The following is a 15,261-nucleotide window of genomic DNA, read 5'->3' on the forward strand; positions in this document are numbered from 1 at the left end:
TTTATGAAAATAAAACGTTTCACCGCATCGGATACACGAACAGCCATGCAGCAAATCAAATCCGTTTTTGGGCCGGATGCTGTTATTTTATCCAGTTCAAAAGTGGATAATGGCGTGGAGATTGTGGCTGCTATCGATTTCGATGAAACCATATTAAGCCCTGAAGCGGCAGTCTCAACTCTTGGCAGAGAGACCGCTTCCAATACGGCGGTATCCTCGCCACTGGATGAAATGAAGCAGGAAATTCAGACACTTAGAGGGATGCTTGAGGCGCAGTTGCGCGGCAATGTTGGCCGGCAGGAACCGCTTCATACCATTTTGATGCAAAAATTGCTTTATCTTGGTGTCAGCCAATTGACAGCCACATCTCTGATTACACATATCAACCCGGGACTTAACCAGCAAAATGCCTGGCAGCAAGTATTAGGCCGTTTATCTGAAGCGCTCCCTATTTGTGACAGCCGACGAATTGAAGAAGGGGGAATCTATGCTTTCGTAGGCCCCACCGGAGTAGGTAAAACAACTACTCTGGCAAAGATTGCCGCCCGATTTGTATTACGCTTCGGGGCAGACAAGTTGGGTTTGATCACAATGGATACCTATCGAATTGCTGCTCAGGAGCAGTTAATCGTGTATGGAAAAATATTGGGTGTGCCTGTTTGCGTGGCACAGGATGAACTCTCTCTTTCCCGCGTTATCAGTCAGCTGAATGACAAAAAGCTGATTCTGATTGATACGGCGGGAATGAATCCTGCTGACGAGAGGGTTAGCCAGCAGATGGATATGCTAAGCTCCCATCTTCACTCGATTTCAACGGTACTGGTTTTACCTGCAACCAGTCATTATCAGGTTATTATTGAGGCGATTAAACGCTATCAGGTGAGCCGGGTAGAGCAGTGTGTGGTGACGAAACTGGATGAATGTCTGGCCTTGGGAGGGGTATTAAGCGCTATTGCCGAAACAGGAATAGGGGTCAGTTACGTAACCAATGGACAACGGGTTCCTGAAGATATCAAACTGGCCACGCGCTATCAGTTAATTGAACAGTTTGCTCAGCAGGAATTACGCATGAATGAGTATGATACGGCTGCGCAAACAATTCAGAATGCTGCAAGGAGGTTTTATGTCGAAGATTGAAAAACCTTTAGATGACCAGGCAGCGGGATTACGAAACATCACTCGCTCCAAACCGGTTAAAGTCATCGCGGTGTCAGCTGGAAAAGGAGGTGTCGGCAAAAGTAATATCTCTGTAAATCTGGCAGTTGCACTCGCGCAAATGGATAAGAAAGTACTGTTATTGGATGCCGATTTAGGTCTGGCCAATATTGATATCATGCTGGGTTTGCATACAAAATTTAATTTGTCTCATGTGATTCAGGGGATCTGCCATTTGGCGGATATTATGTTGACAGGCCCCTATGATATCCGAATTGTTCCCGCCGCTTCCGGAACTGATTATATGACTCAGCTTAGTCCGAGTGAGCATGCCGGCATTATTGATGCATTCAATGAGTTAACCGATGATTTCGATTATATGATTATCGACACCGCTGCAGGGATTTCTGACACTGTATTGAGTTTTGTCCGTTCTTCGCAAGAGGTGGTGGTAGTAGTTTGCGATGAACCCACGTCATTAACCGATGCCTATGCTTTAATTAAGGTGATGAGCAAACGCTATGAGTGGAGCCATTTTCATATCCTGGCCAATATGGTCAGAAGCATGCGCGAAGGGCGTGAGTTGTTTAACAAGCTTTATCGAGTGTCGGAGCAGTTTCTCGATGTTAGTCTGGATTATCTGGGAGCTATCCCTTTCGACGAAAGAGTGCATGACGCGGTTAAAAAACAAAAAGCGGTATTGGCCGCATTTCCCGATTCAAATGCCGCCAAGGCATTCAGAAATCTGGCAAAAAATGTTGAAAAATGGCCGTTTAAACCCGTGCTGGGTGGCAATACCAGTTTTTTTCTGGAACGTTTGGTAGCCAGTGAACATTAAAACTGGCTTAGCCTAAAAGGAATTTTTTCAATAAGAAAAAATAAGGAGACAGTCGTGGATGCGTTAGCAGCTTACGGCAAAGTAAATCAGCAAACCCAGGAAACCCTTGTCAAGGCACATGCCATGCTGGTTAAACGAATCGCGCATCATCTGATGGTTCGTTTGCCGCAAACAGTGCAGCTTGATGATTTGATTCAGGCAGGGATGCTGGGCTTATTGGAAGCGGTAAGACATTATGACTCAAGCAAGGGGGCTTCCTTTGAGACTTATGCCGGCATCAGAATCCGCGGGCACATGCTGGATGAAGTGCGTCGAAACGACTGGGTGCCGAGATCAGTATACCGCAATGCCAGAATGATTTCTGAAGCAGTCAAACAGGTAGAAAACCGCCTTGGTCGAGAAGCCAAGGACGCGGAGGTTGCTGCAGAGCTGAATTTAAAACTGGAAGAATATTATGAAATGCTGCAGGACTCCGCGGGCAGCCAGTTATTCGGTTTTGATGATCTGGGTGTAACCGAAGATGTATTAAAAGGTGAGGGCTATACCAGCGAGCCGCACACCCATGTGATTCAGGACGATATGATCGCAAGACTGGCTCATATTATTGAAGGGCTGCCCAAAAAAGAGCGGCTGGTTTTATCCCTGTATTATGAGCAGGATTTGAATTTGAAGGAGATCGGAGAGGTCTTGGGGGTCAGTGAATCGCGAGTTTCACAGATACATACTCAAGCGACTCTGCGAATCAGAGCACGCCTGTCAACAGAAGAATAGATAAATTATGGATGGTTTAACTTTTCTGGGATTAATTACCGGATTTACAGCGATTATTATTGGCCAAATGTTTGAGGGCGGGAGCATAACCTCGCTTTTAAATATGCCGGCTTTATTCATCGTTATGGGAGGAACGCTCGGGGCTGTGATGGTGCAGACTCCATGGAATACGTTTAAAAGGGCATTCAAAATCGTTCCCTGGATATTTTCCCCCCCAAAAAATTCCTTTGATAAAAGCAAGGAGCAATTGATTGATTTAGCTCGAAAAGCCAGACAGCACGGGCTTTTAACCCTTGAACAGCATATGGAGAGTGAAAACAATTCGCTCATGCGTCAGGGATTGGAGCTGTTAGTCATAGGAGTGGATAAGATCACCATTCGTCATGTACTGGAATCAGAAATTGATCGACGCGAAGATTATGATTTGCGTGCTGCCCATGTGTTCGAAAGTATGGGGGGATATAGTCCTACTATCGGTATTTTAGGCGCTGTTATAGGGCTTATTCAGGTCATGCGTAACTTGGCCGATCCTGGGGAACTGGGCGTTGGTATTGCTGTTGCTTTTGTCGCTACTATTTATGGGGTTGGATTAGCCAATCTGGTTTTTTTACCAATCGCCAATAAACTGAAGTGCTGTATTGCCAACCAGATTCATCATGACGAAATGCTGGTAGAGGGTTTGGTTGCTATGGCCGGTGGAGAAAGCCCAAATATGCTAAACTTAAAGCTAAATAATTATGGACTCCATCAAGAGAATGCGCGGAAGAAGAGCAAAAAAGATTGAACATGAAGATACTCATCGGTGGATGGTTTCCTACGCGGATTTCATTACATTACTATTCGCTTTCTTTGTAGTGATGTATGCGATTTCGTCGGTGAATGTTTCCAAATATAAAACCCTCGCAGATGGAATGCAGTCTGCCTTTAACCAGAATGGCAAACAAAAGGCCCCAATGAGTAACCGGAATGATGGACAATCAGGTGGTGCCATAGATGTGGATGCCTTTAATGATCTGGAGCAAAAACTAGCCGAGTTGCAAGATTCGGACTACAGTGCAAACAGACAAAACGGATGGATTGAGCTGGATATTAAAGCAGAAGCGCTTTTTGACAGTGGAAGTGCAGAGTTACGCCCGCTTGCTGTAATTAAACTAATGAAATTAGCCAATATACTTAAAAAAGTTCCATTTCCCATCGCGCTGGAGGGATATACCGACAATCTTCCAATCAGTACCCCCCAATATCCTTCAAACTGGGAACTATCCGCGGCCAGGGCTGCTGCTGTAGCCAGAATATTAACCAATTATGGGGTCGATCCGGGGCGTATTACAGTCACGGGTTACGGCGAGCAATTTCCAGTTGCTGATAATATTTCTGACGATGGCAGAGCGAAAAACAGGCGAGTGAATTTAATCATTGCCAAGGACAAAACCATTCCACGGTTATTAAATCCTGGCGAAGGGAAAAATCAGTTTACAGTGGAAACCCAAAAAAACAATGAACCCCCTCTTTCATTACAGCCTAAAACTGATATGGTAGTACCATTAGCCAAGGAGACACCATGATGTTAATTATCAGTTGCGGTTTAATAATTTGTGGCTTATTTGCTTTATTCATCATGAAGCAACGAAAGGAAATGAAAAGCTTATCTCTAAAACTCAGTCAGTTGAGCAAATCAGTAGAACGCTATCAGTCCGAGCAGACCGCACTGGTTAATGCCGATCTGGTCTTTGCCAAGCAATTAACAGACCTGAACCGTCAGTTGGGAAGTATTGATTCCCAAGTGAATATGATAGAAAACAAACGCAACAACGATGGCGGTTATCAACATGCCCTGCGTATCCTGCAAATGGGAGGCGACAAGGCCGAAATTATCGATAATTGCCATTTATCGAACGCTGAAGCAGAATTATTGATGAATTTGCATGCTTATCGCGAAGCAATAAAAACATCGGAAAAGATTTAAAGAGAATTGGGATTAACCTGTCGAAACAGGCTTAGAACACATATAGGTCCTGTGTCATTTCCGCGCAGGCGGAAATCCAGCAATGATTTGGCACCGTGCTTGCGATGAGAAAAGATTCCCGCCTGCGCGGGAATGACACAGTTTGCACAGATGTTAAATCATCTTGGACCCGGCTGAGGTTCTGCTTCGGGCTCTGGTTCCGGGCTTTTTATTGTTCCCAGAGCATCGCGCATCGAGTTGGTCTGATTAACTGAAGGGATCTCGGAGAGCGCTTTCAACGCTTTAGTATACAGAGGCTGAGGATTCGCCTTATTTGCCAGTTCTATTGCTGATTTAATCTCTTCGACTGTGCCCTGATAAAGCGTGCCGTCTCCACAGGAAAAGACGGTAAAGCCTGTCGGTTTTCCATCTCTCATTTGCTGAGCAAGGAATTCACGCTTTTGGCTGGCCTGATCTGTAAAAAACTCGATGGCACTTTCCTGAGAGGGGAAGACCAGACTGCCGTCTTCTTCCGGCTCCTGACCATACTTGAGTTTAAATTGGTCAACAATTTTGAGCCAGTCGTCATCATTGATAGAGAGTTTCCTAATGCTTACTGGTTCTGGTGCAGGCTCATCGGCTTCGGATTTTTTTTTGTCAGGCTGAGTTAAATTTTCTTGTGGAAGAACTGGTTTTTTAGCTTCCTGAGCCTGAATGGCTTCATTCGCGCGACGCTGGGCTTCCAGCTGATCTTTATGTTTTTGGGTGTTGGCTTTGGTCATCGTTATCTCCAATCCTGATGAGGAGTATAATATTCTATCAGTAAGTCCAGGAATGATAACATACTTTTCAGGTGCAGCATCTGGGGAGAATTGTTAAGTTCCTGTTAATTTTTTGTCTAATCGCAATGTTTTTACCTGTATTCTAAAATTGTAGTCTGAAAATACAGCTATGGTTTCAATTTCGCTTTCGCGTTAAACTAACGGGCTTATCGCTGGAGAGATTAATTCGGCCTGTCCGCCTCAGGCAAATGGCAACAGGTTAAAGCTCAAGCTTATATAATAAATTATTGATGAATTGAAAGAGAAATCCATGTTAGAAGTAAATCAAATCAGTTTTTCACTGGAAGACCTTTCCAAGCGTACTCAGGCGCTTAGGGGGTATCTTTGACTTTGATACGAAGAAAGAAAAATTAGAAGAGGTCGTCCGAGAGCTGGAGGCGCCAGAAGTATGGAACAATCCTGAAAAAGCGCAGGCTTTAGGGAAAGAACGTGCTCAATTGGAGGCAGTCGTCAGCCAGCTGGAACTGCTAGGTCAGAACATCGTTGACCTCAATGAGCTCTTTGAGTTAGCTCGTGCTGAAAATGACGAGTCTGCAATCAATGACGTTTTTCAGGAACTGCAGGATGTTGAACAGCAAGTGGCTGCGCTGGAATTCAGACGTATGTTTTCCGGAAAAATGGATCAGGCGCCGGCTTATCTTGATATCCAATCCGGTTCCGGAGGCACAGAAGCCCAGGATTGGGCGGAAATGCTGCTCCGTATGTATTTAAGATGGGGAGAGCAGCATGGGTTTGATACAGAGCTTGTTGAATGCTCAGCAGGGGATGTGGCTGGAATAAAAAGTGCTACCATTCATTTTAAAGGCGAATATGCCTATGGCTGGTTACGCACAGAAACCGGAGTTCATCGCCTGGTTCGTAAATCCCCCTTTGACTCGGGAAACCGGCGTCACACCTCCTTTGCTGCTGTTTTTTTGTCGCCCGAAATTGATGACAATATTGAAATTGAAATTAATCCGGCTGATCTGCGTATTGACACCTATCGTGCTTCAGGGGCCGGCGGACAGCACGTTAACCGAACAGACTCCGCAGTAAGAATTACTCACGAGCCCACCGGAATTGTTGTCCAGTGTCAGACAGACAGAAGCCAGCATAAGAATAAAGATCAGGCGATGAAGCAACTTCGCGCGAAGTTATATGAGCTTGAGATGCAAAAGAAAAATGCCGAGCAACAAGCGCTGGAGGCCACCAAATCGGATATTGGCTGGGGTTCGCAAATACGTTCCTATGTCCTTGATCAGTCTCGAATCAAGGATTTACGTACAGGTGTTGAAACAAGTAATACGCAGGCAGTACTTGATGGCGATCTCGATCGTTTCATTGAAGCCAGTTTAAAGGCAGGAATAGGTGCAGAATGACAGAAGAACATTTAGACGAAAGTACAGTATATCAGATACGTAAACAAAAGCTGGAAGGGCTGCGAGGAGAGGGTTTTCAATTTCCTAACCAATTTCGCCGCCAATACCTGGCTGCCAATTTACTACTGCAATATGAAAATCAGGATAAGGAAAGCCTGGCTGAACAATCGGTTCATGTTTCAGTCGCTGGGCGTATTATGTTGCGAAGAGTAATGGGAAAAGCCAGTTTTTTTCATATTCAGGATGTTTCCGGACGCATACAGGTTTATATTCGACAAAATGATCTACCCGAGATGTATGAGCAATTTAAGCACTGGGATCTGGGAGATATCGTCGGAGTCAAAGGCCTTTTGTTCAAAACAAATACCGGGGAATTATCCGTCCATGCCGACTCAGTCGAATTACTAACCAAATCACTTCGCCCATTGCCAGATAAGTTTCATGGTTTAGCTGATCAGGAAATGCGTTATCGTAAGCGTTATGTGGATCTAATCGCTAATGAAGAAAGCCGCCGCACGTTTTTAATCCGCTCAAAGCTCATTACTGCCTTACGGCAATATATGGATCATCATGATTTTCTTGAAGTAGAAACGCCAATGATGCATCCCATTCCTGGCGGTGCTTTAGCCCGGCCATTCATTACTCATCATAATAGTCTGGATATGCAGATGTTTCTGCGCATTGCACCGGAGCTTTATTTGAAGCGGCTGGTGGTCGGTGGATTTGAAAGGGTATATGAAATTAATCGAAACTTTCGTAATGAAGGGCTGTCGACACGGCATAATCCTGAATTCACAATGATTGAGTTTTATCAGGCTTATGCCGATTACAATGACATGATGAATTTCACCGAAAGCCTGCTTCATCACCTTTGCGATGTGGTCAATGGTTCGCGGCAAATTCAATATCAGGACAGCATTCTTGATTTTTCCAATCCTTTTGCAAGACTCTCTGTGCGGGAAGCGATACTGAAGTTTCATCCCAATCTCAATGAAGGTCATCTGTCTTCCATTGAAGCTTGCCGTAAGGTACTTGACAGCCTTTCACTTCCCTATGGCCAGAATGACGGGCCTGGTAAATTGCAGATGATAATTTTTGAAGAAACCGTTGAACATCTTTTGATTCAACCAACCTTTATCACCGGCTATCCGACAGAGATTTCGCCTTTGGCGAGAAGGAATGACCGCGATCCTGAGGTAACGGATCGTTTTGAGTTCTTTATTGGCGGCCGCGAAATAGCGAATGGATTCTCAGAGTTAAATGATGCAGAAGATCAGGCCGAACGTTTCCGCAAGCAGGTTGATGATAAAGATGCCGGCGATTTGGAAGCAATGCATTACGATCATGATTATATTGAAGCCCTGGAATATGGAATGCCTCCAACGGCAGGTGAGGGAATTGGAATTGACCGTCTGGTGATGTTATTTACCAATTCGCCTTCAATTCGGGATGTGATTCTGTTTCCGCACATGAGATCTCAGGATTGATCTGATCAAATAGAGTCTTGATAGGCCACATTGAGACTCTATTTTACCCGTTTTCCATAGACTCTTCCCTTCCTGATAAATTCCTTTCTCTCAACTAATTGACTATGCTGTAAGTAAAGTGCTCGATTGATTCTAATATGATCTCCATACGCAGGTATGTGTTACTACTCTTGTTATTCGTTTTTGATAACCAGGCCAAAGCAGGGCTATATCCTGGTGAAACTATTATGAAGGGAGGGGGAGCCGAATCCCTGGTGTTTTTTAAAAAGGGGGATCCTGATAAGCCATTAATCGTTTTTGTACCTGGTGATTCCCATCTGGCAAGGATCTCCTATGGATTTCCTCATGGTAAGGAAAAGGATTTTCTGGCCTATTGGTTAAATAAAAAGGGTTACTCTTTCCTGGGGATTTCCTATCCACTTGAAAACCCTGTGTACACTCAGGTTTATCCAGGATTCTCTATCCATGACTGGGGAGAACAGATTGCTGAAATATCGCAGCAGATTATCGAGAAGCATAAACTGAGTAATAAGATTGTCATTCTTGGCTGGAGTATGGGAGGTTCAATTGAAGAAACAGCAACCAGTGCAGCGGTAAAACATGGACTTGAGGTGCAATTATTCATCGGCTTATCTGCTGTTCCCCCATTGCCCTATGTCATGCAATCCGGTCCCTACTCAACCGGCACGATGAGAGCCAATCATTTAGCAGACCGAAGTAAGTTATTTCCAATTTTTTATCAATTAATTGAACAGCAAAACCAGCTAAATCAGCACAAGATTATTCCTGAAACAGTCTATACGAGTGAATTCATCGGTCATATTCCTGCTGCATTGGCTGCTGAAGGGTATATGTACCAAAACCGGCATCTGGTAAAAAATATTCCCTCAACTTTAAAAGATGGTCAGGTTTTTGACTTTGCCAATACTCCCTGGATTGCATTGATTGTCGATGATTCAATGACTACAGCCAAAATCTCTCTGATTGATCCGGCTGCATGGAATTTTTTGCGCGCAGAAATGATTTATAGTCAGTATTTAAAAGGAAAACTGTCTGGCGCATCGTCTCATAAATGGCATAAGATTTCAGAGCTTTTAAATAGCCTGCCCCAATTGCTTACAATGACTGTTAATGGAAACCACTTCTTTTTCCTGGGTGAAAAAGGAGCCAGAAAAACTGCCGAGCAGATCAATGAGCTCCTGGGCAGGGTAGATTCTCTAAAAGAGAAGTTGCATAAATTACTGCAATAAGATACCTCATTTTATGAATATCATTGTGCTTGACTTCAAAAAATAAGCTAGATAACATCCCCTTCTATTGAGCTGCCATCAGGTAAGCCAATATCGGACATATATGGAAATTGGAGTTGTAAAATGAAAGCCAACCTGCACGCAGCGGCGCTGCGTTTTTTATTCTTCGAATGAAACCTTGATCTATCACTGTGTTCAATGATTGATTTAATGGATTATTCAAATGATAAAAAAAATATTAGTGTTTATTCTTGTTGTTAAAGCGCATTTATGTTTCTCCTTTAATGCAAACCCACAGGGCGCCGCGGTACTTGGTTATGTATTCCCACCGCCCCACACTGTGTATGCAGGAGAGCCTGTGCGTTTTCGGATGCGTGCTGATTTTTTTGAGTTTGGCAGGCATTGTGCTTATTACTGGAAAACGCCGGTAAATGCCATATTAAGCTATGTTTCGGGGGATTGTCCTTTGCTTAATAATTCTATCCCCAACCCCCGCAGTCCCTTCTCTGTCTGTTTTTTTGATGTGATTATCCCGACTACAGTTAATCAGATCATTAAGGGAGATATTTCATATAATAACTATTCTTTTAATTCAAACAGGTGTTGCGGTGGAAACCAGTTTCAAGCTCAGTCAACACCTTTTGAAATTAAAGTTATCCCTCATCCATTATCGATTTCAGCTGCAGCAGAGCAAACTGCGACGGCTAATGTAGGTTTCAGTTATAATTTTTTGAATGTAATTAATTATTACCATGAAAATGTACAGTCTGGAGCAAGTCCGGTAATTCACGTAGTGCCTGCGGAGCAGAATGGATTGCGCTTTGATCCTGCATTGCACAGTGTGATTGGCAAGCCCGAGCGTCCAGGGATTTATCAATTTCAATTCAGTGCCAGCAATTTTTACAGCTATACAGCGCCGGCAGTATTAACTATCAATGTCAGGGAAAACCCTCAGGATAAACCGGTTTTTATACCGGAAGTAATCCTCCCTTCTGCACAAGCATTACAAATGTATCAACTGAATCTATCCGCTTTGCTAACTGCCAATTCCAGTTTTTTTTCCAATAACCAAATCAGATTTCGATTTGATTCTCGTTATTCCAATCCTGATTGGTTGCTGGTGGCCGAGGACGGTTTACGGCTTCAGGGGATTGTTCCTGACAATGAGGAAACTTCTTGGAACTTCACTTTGATAGCCAGCTCTAATGCTGGAGGGGATTCATTGCCTAAATCCTTTGTTATTGAAAGGGCAATTGATCCTGCAAAGAAACCTGTATTGAAACCGCTTGCTCTTAGTGCCGCAGCCGGTGATTATTTCTCGTTTAACATACAAGATGCACTGGCAAGCGCTCCCCAAAACACGGACATCAAAGTCTATCTTGATAAGGTGGAGCCTGCGGCTCCCTGGATCCATTACAGCTCAGGATCTCAGACAGGACTTGAAGGCGAGATTCCTTTTGATGCCATGGGAGAAGTATTTCACCTGACCATTCGCGCTGCTAACAGAGAAGGAGGCAGTTCAGACTCAATGAGCATTCCTCTGACAATATCAGCCAATCCAGTGTATCAGCCAAGACTGAAGGACTCGGCATTTGCCTTACCGCTTGCTTATGCTGGGCAAGAATATCACTTTGATTTTGTTGACGAAAAAACAATTTATCCGGACTATAGTTCAATCCCCTATGAGATATTTCTTAGCAATAAGTGCTACGGTATATCCAACCCACCCTGGATTAGAGTCATTGACAATAAGCTTGAGGCCAATATTCCGAAAGAATTAGCCGAAGATATTCTCTCTTGTGTACAAATAAAAAATAAAGCTGGAGGTTTAAGTGAGGTTATTCCGCTAGTGATAAGAGTAGCTTAATGAGATTTGCTCCGCAATATCCCCTAACCGCCAGGTACCGCGACTTATCTCATTGGTATCAAACGCAGGCTGCTCTTGGCTTCTACGTCCCTCGGCTTGTCCGAGGGATGTAGAACGACAGGCTGCACCTGGCAGGAAAGTAATGCAAGCCTTCACTGCCTGTCTGGAAAAATATCTTTAAACTGCAGGTGATTATTAACTGACATGGCGATATGCCGCTTCTTATAAAAACCACCCAGTTTATAAATTATAATCGGCACTACAAAGCTGACAAAACCCATAGCGAAGGCAATTTTGTAGGTAGGATCCTGATTCAGTAAGAGAAAGATTAGACAGGCAAGCATTAGCACGATGGCTACAATGCCTGTATAAGGGGAGCCGGGCGTTTTATAACCCAAATCTGCTGTGGTGTAACCTGCCTGATATAAGCGGCGTCTAAAGTTAATTTGTGCCCAGCACAGTGAAATCCATGCCAGAGCGCCGGTAAATCCGGATACCAGCAATAATGCGATATACAGCATCGATTGACCAAAAAAGTAACCGGCTGCTAATAAAAGCCAAATGGCCGCAAGCGTTACAATGCCTGCGTTTTGCGGTACGGCATTGCGGTTAAGTTTACTAAGCCGATGAGGAGCCATACCATTTCTGGCCAGGGCATTTAATGACCGTACAATACCATAGACACCAGAATTAGAGCAGGAAAGCGTAGCGGTTAATGTAACGAAACTGGTGGCTGCACCTGCCCAGCGTAAGCCATAGAAATTGAGTGCATCGGCAAATACCGAGTTGCTCAAGCCTGCTTTCTGCCAGGGAAAAATTAATACCAGACAGAACACTGGAATAATATAAATGAATAAAATACGAAAGGTCACATTGCGGATGGCGCGTGGAATCATACGGGCAGGATTGACTGATTCACCAGCGGCCAGACCAATAATTTCAGAACCCTGATAGTTAACCAGCAAAAGTACCATAGCGGTAAGAAGGGCCATTCCTCCATTGGGAAACAATCCTCCCTCATCAAAAATAAATCTGCCGCCTATAATACCTGCAGGCTGTGGGCCATGTATGATGCCGAAAAAGATTAGCAATGCGAGAATTACGAATCCCATCAAAGCCAGTATTTTAATGAGGGCAAGCCAGAATTCAATTTCACCAAAGGTTCCAACCTTGGCAATATTTACATAGGTAATAATAAGACCGAAACATACCGCCCAGATATAGCCGTTCACGCCAGTAAAGTGCTGCATAATAATCCCGCCGGCTATACATTCCGCGGGAATATAGGCTACCCAGCTAATCCAGTAGGACCATCCGACGCCACAAGCGACTGAAGGAGAAATAAAATCGGCGGTGTAGGTGATGAATGAACCTGAAATAGGGATGGCAACAGCAAGTTCACCCATACATAGCATGGTTAAATAGATAATTAAACCGCCTAAAATATAGGCGATGAATACTGAGGGACCTACCTGATTGACTACCGCGCCAGTACCTAGAAAATAACCAGAGCCGATAATGCCGCCGAGGGCAATCAATTGAACATGGCGATCTTTCAAACCGCGTTTGTAACCGCCATCGTTAATTGGCGCACTTTGATTTTTAATCTCATTAGTCACTGACTGTATGGTCTCTCGAATGTTAAAAAATTAACGAATTGTACAATAGTGCTGTACATTGTCTACTTTTTTTTTAAAAAAATAGCACAAGAAAGAGATTTTTATAAGAAAAATTGAGAGAAGGCAAGTGTTATTTTTCTCTTTAATTATTTAGGACTATTTCTTTGAGGAAATAATTTCCTGAAGCATTCTTTCAACATTGGGGTTTTTAAAATGCACATGATCGGTCAGGCCTGTTGCAACAAGGGTTGGGGCCAGATTTTTCATGGTTTCCCAAGCATTTTGCCGAGCTAAATCGCTGCTGTCCGGATCTTCTATAATCTGAATATTTGCAATAAAAGCAGCAACGGTTCCCTTGCGTACAGGTACGCCTTTGATTACTGTATAATCCACACCATCAGCAAGAATATCTTCAGGGTTTACTGAGAGATCAGACATAATTGGCTCCTGAAAAAATCAAGATGATACTTAGATTGTGGATTAAGTTCAATTGTTTCAGGTTGAGGAGTTTGGTCATTCCCGCGAATGCGGGAATCCCTTCCTCAATTGGCATTATAGCGAGCTCAGAGATAGATCCCCGCCTGCGCGGGGATGACAGCATAATATAAAAATTGAGCTTAACAAATCAGTTTACAGAACATTCTCTTGTTGTGGGGGAGGATAAAAAGCGCTGACCAGATCGTCTATGGTATTGATTGGCTTGCCAGTCTGCAAAAACTCACTAAGTGCGCCACCTGATTCTTTTATAAATTCCTTAAGACTTCGACCCAGGCTGCCTTGTTTGATGATTGCAAGATCATCAGGGGATAAATTATCGCCTCGTGTTATGGTCTCCAAAAAATTCGTAACGCTAGCTATTTTCTGAGGTCCACTGTACTGAGAGAAAAACGTTCTATGATAGTAGTTTGGCTTCGTATCTCGATCTGCTTTGTAGGTATTCAGGATACGCTTAAGTGTTTCAATCGGTTCACGTTTGTTCAAAGTATTTAACAAGTCATCGAAAGACTGCAGATCCTGATTTAATTCAAGGCTTATTGCCTGGCGATTATCCTCAAATACCTTGTTAAGTGTTGTATATAAACGGCCATTCTTAAGCGCTCCACGATCCTTGGCGGTGATGAAGCCATCTTTATTGCATATTGCATCAATAAAATGGTTTGCAGCGCCTAGTTTATCGTCTTCTGTATACTGACCCCATGAAATCCGATGCAGGGTTTTTCCTTTACCTTTACGGTCATCGTGGTATGTTTGCGCTTCTTTTATGAGCAAGTCCAATACAGAAGGGGGTTTGCCTGAATCGATTGGCTGTTCTTTATGCTGTTCTTCATCTGAATTCATTAATGGATGAATAGTCACAACTTGTGCTTCAGACTCAGCTTCCCGTTCTTGCTGCGCTTCCAGTTCACGAGCACGTTCAGCCTCCAGTCGGGCATTTTCTTCCGCCTGACGCCGTTCAACTGCCAGACGCGCCCGCTCGGCCTGTTGACGTCGTTCAGCTTCCTTTTCCTGGCGAGCACGCTCCTGCGCCTCAGCTTCCTGACGAGCCCGCTCTTGCTCCTGCCGTTGTTCGGCTTCCCTACGAGCACGTTCTTCCATTTGACGCCGTTCGGCTGCCAGTCGAGCTCGATCTGCTTGTTGACGTCGCTCAGCTTCCTGTTTGGCACGCTCTTCAGCCTGTTTCAGTGCTTCTTGTCTGGCACGTTCTTCAGCCTGCCGCTCAGCTTCCTGTTTGGCGAGCTCTTCAGCCTGCCGCTCAGCTTCCTGTTTGGCGAGTTCTTCAGCCTGCCGCTCAGCTTCCTGTTTGGCGAGCTCTTCAGCCTGCCGCTCAGCTTCCTGTTTGGCGAGTTCTTCAGCCTGCCGCTCAGCTTCCTGTTTGGCGGGCTCTTCAGCCTGCCGCTCAGCTTCCTGTTTGGCGAGCTCTTCAGCCTGCCGCTCAGCTTCCTGTTTGGCGAGCTCTTCAGCCTGCCGCTCAGCTTCCTGTTTGGCGAGCTCTTCAGCCTGCCGCTCAGCTTCCTGTTTGGCGAGCTCTTCAGCCTGCCGCTCAGCTTCCTGTTTGGCGAGCTCTTCAGCCTGCCGCTCAGCTTCCTGTTTGGCGAGCTCTTCAGCCTGCCGCTCAGCTTCCTGTTTGG

The 15,261-nt window shown here is 44.5% G+C and carries 13 protein-coding genes and 1 pseudogene; 10 read left to right on the forward strand and 4 right to left on the reverse strand.

Annotation, left to right across the window (positions count from 1 at the left end; genetic code table 11):
- Positions 1–3 precede the first annotated feature (3 nt).
- Genes flhF through B1207_RS10850 form a run of 6 tightly spaced genes read left to right on the forward strand, consistent with a single transcriptional unit; the run spans position 4 to position 4,730 of the window.
- Complete coding sequence (gene flhF / locus B1207_RS10825) at positions 4–1,137, forward strand: flagellar biosynthesis protein FlhF (RefSeq protein WP_112219985.1); 1,134 nt, start codon at positions 4–6, stop codon at positions 1,135–1,137.
- Positions 1,124–1,993 (forward strand): MinD/ParA family protein, encoded by an 870-nt coding sequence (locus B1207_RS10830; protein ID WP_112219986.1) that lies wholly within the window; start codon positions 1,124–1,126, stop codon positions 1,991–1,993. The genes flhF and B1207_RS10830 overlap by 14 nt, the downstream gene beginning before the upstream one ends.
- A gap of 54 nt (positions 1,994–2,047) precedes the next feature.
- Complete coding sequence (locus B1207_RS10835) at positions 2,048–2,764, forward strand: RNA polymerase sigma factor FliA (protein WP_058508713.1); 717 nt, start codon at positions 2,048–2,050, stop codon at positions 2,762–2,764.
- Between the two features lie 7 nt (positions 2,765–2,771).
- Positions 2,772–3,548 (forward strand): flagellar motor protein, encoded by a 777-nt coding sequence (locus tag B1207_RS10840; protein WP_112219987.1) that lies wholly within the window; start codon positions 2,772–2,774, stop codon positions 3,546–3,548.
- On the forward strand, positions 3,502–4,329 hold the full coding sequence (locus B1207_RS10845) for a flagellar motor protein MotB (protein WP_253255839.1): 828 nt from the start codon (positions 3,502–3,504) through the stop codon (positions 4,327–4,329). The genes B1207_RS10840 and B1207_RS10845 overlap by 47 nt, the downstream gene beginning before the upstream one ends.
- Positions 4,326–4,730, forward strand: coding sequence for a DUF2802 domain-containing protein (locus tag B1207_RS10850; protein ID WP_437178502.1), 405 nt, complete (start codon positions 4,326–4,328; stop codon positions 4,728–4,730). The genes B1207_RS10845 and B1207_RS10850 overlap by 4 nt, the downstream gene beginning before the upstream one ends.
- Before the next feature lie 158 nt (positions 4,731–4,888).
- On the opposite strand, the gene B1207_RS10855 is transcribed toward B1207_RS10850, so the two are convergent.
- The gene (locus tag B1207_RS10855; RefSeq protein WP_112219989.1) at positions 4,889–5,491 is read right to left on the reverse strand and encodes a hypothetical protein; all 603 of its coding nucleotides are present in this window, start codon (positions 5,489–5,491) and stop codon (positions 4,889–4,891) included.
- A 310-nt stretch (positions 5,492–5,801) separates the two neighbouring features.
- Here B1207_RS10855 and prfB point away from each other — a divergent pair.
- The 4 genes from prfB (at position 5,802) to B1207_RS10875 (ending at position 11,513) form a co-directional block, all read left to right on the forward strand.
- A protein-coding gene (gene prfB / locus B1207_RS10860; RefSeq protein ID WP_112219990.1) for a peptide chain release factor 2 occupies positions 5,802–6,909 on the forward strand; the annotation gives its coding sequence in 2 pieces (ribosomal slippage) (positions 5,802–5,876 and positions 5,878–6,909; 1,107 coding nt in all).
- A complete protein-coding gene (gene lysS, locus B1207_RS10865; RefSeq protein WP_112219991.1) occupies positions 6,906–8,396 on the forward strand; it encodes a lysine--tRNA ligase in 1,491 nt (496 codons plus the stop codon). The genes prfB and lysS overlap by 4 nt, the downstream gene beginning before the upstream one ends.
- A 137-nt stretch (positions 8,397–8,533) precedes the next feature.
- Entirely contained in the window at positions 8,534–9,646 is a 1,113-nt protein-coding gene (locus B1207_RS10870; protein ID WP_112219992.1) for an alpha/beta hydrolase family protein, read from the forward strand.
- Positions 9,647–9,869: 223 nt separating this feature from the next.
- Positions 9,870–11,513 (forward strand): hypothetical protein, encoded by a 1,644-nt coding sequence (locus tag B1207_RS10875; RefSeq protein ID WP_112219993.1) that lies wholly within the window; start codon positions 9,870–9,872, stop codon positions 11,511–11,513.
- A 152-nt stretch (positions 11,514–11,665) separates the two neighbouring features.
- On the opposite strand, the gene B1207_RS10880 is transcribed toward B1207_RS10875, so the two are convergent.
- From B1207_RS10880 to B1207_RS15975, 3 genes and pseudogenes are all read right to left on the reverse strand, one after another.
- On the reverse strand, positions 11,666–13,132 hold the full coding sequence (locus B1207_RS10880) for an amino acid permease (RefSeq protein WP_112219994.1): 1,467 nt from the start codon (positions 13,130–13,132) through the stop codon (positions 11,666–11,668).
- A gap of 156 nt (positions 13,133–13,288) precedes the next feature.
- Positions 13,289–13,570, reverse strand: a complete 282-nt coding sequence (locus tag B1207_RS10885) for a hypothetical protein (RefSeq protein ID WP_112219995.1) — start codon at positions 13,568–13,570, stop codon at positions 13,289–13,291.
- A 192-nt stretch (positions 13,571–13,762) separates the two neighbouring features.
- Positions 13,763–15,261: pseudogene (locus B1207_RS15975) on the reverse strand (hypothetical protein); the annotation flags it as partial.

Source organism: Legionella quinlivanii (assembly GCF_003265995.1).
GTDB classification, from domain to species: domain Bacteria; phylum Pseudomonadota; class Gammaproteobacteria; order Legionellales; family Legionellaceae; genus Legionella_C; species Legionella_C quinlivanii_A.

Bases quoted from the DNA above. Each gene is read 5' to 3' on its own strand.
- flhF (WP_112219985.1), top strand. From the start codon at position 4: ATGAAAATAAAACGTTTCACCGCATCGGATACACGAACAGCCATGCAG.
- B1207_RS10830 (WP_112219986.1), top strand. From the start codon at position 1,124: ATGTCGAAGATTGAAAAACCTTTAGATGACCAGGCAGCGGGATTACGA.
- B1207_RS10840 (WP_112219987.1), top strand. From the start codon at position 2,772: ATGGATGGTTTAACTTTTCTGGGATTAATTACCGGATTTACAGCGATT.
- B1207_RS10845 (WP_253255839.1), top strand. From the start codon at position 3,502: ATGGACTCCATCAAGAGAATGCGCGGAAGAAGAGCAAAAAAGATTGAA.
- B1207_RS10850 (WP_437178502.1), top strand. From the start codon at position 4,326: ATGATGTTAATTATCAGTTGCGGTTTAATAATTTGTGGCTTATTTGCT.
- B1207_RS10855 (WP_112219989.1), bottom strand. From the start codon at position 5,491: ATGACCAAAGCCAACACCCAAAAACATAAAGATCAGCTGGAAGCCCAG.
- lysS (WP_112219991.1), top strand. From the start codon at position 6,906: ATGACAGAAGAACATTTAGACGAAAGTACAGTATATCAGATACGTAAA.
- B1207_RS10870 (WP_112219992.1), top strand. From the start codon at position 8,534: ATGATCTCCATACGCAGGTATGTGTTACTACTCTTGTTATTCGTTTTT.
- B1207_RS10875 (WP_112219993.1), top strand. From the start codon at position 9,870: ATGATAAAAAAAATATTAGTGTTTATTCTTGTTGTTAAAGCGCATTTA.
- B1207_RS10885 (WP_112219995.1), bottom strand. From the start codon at position 13,570: ATGTCTGATCTCTCAGTAAACCCTGAAGATATTCTTGCTGATGGTGTG.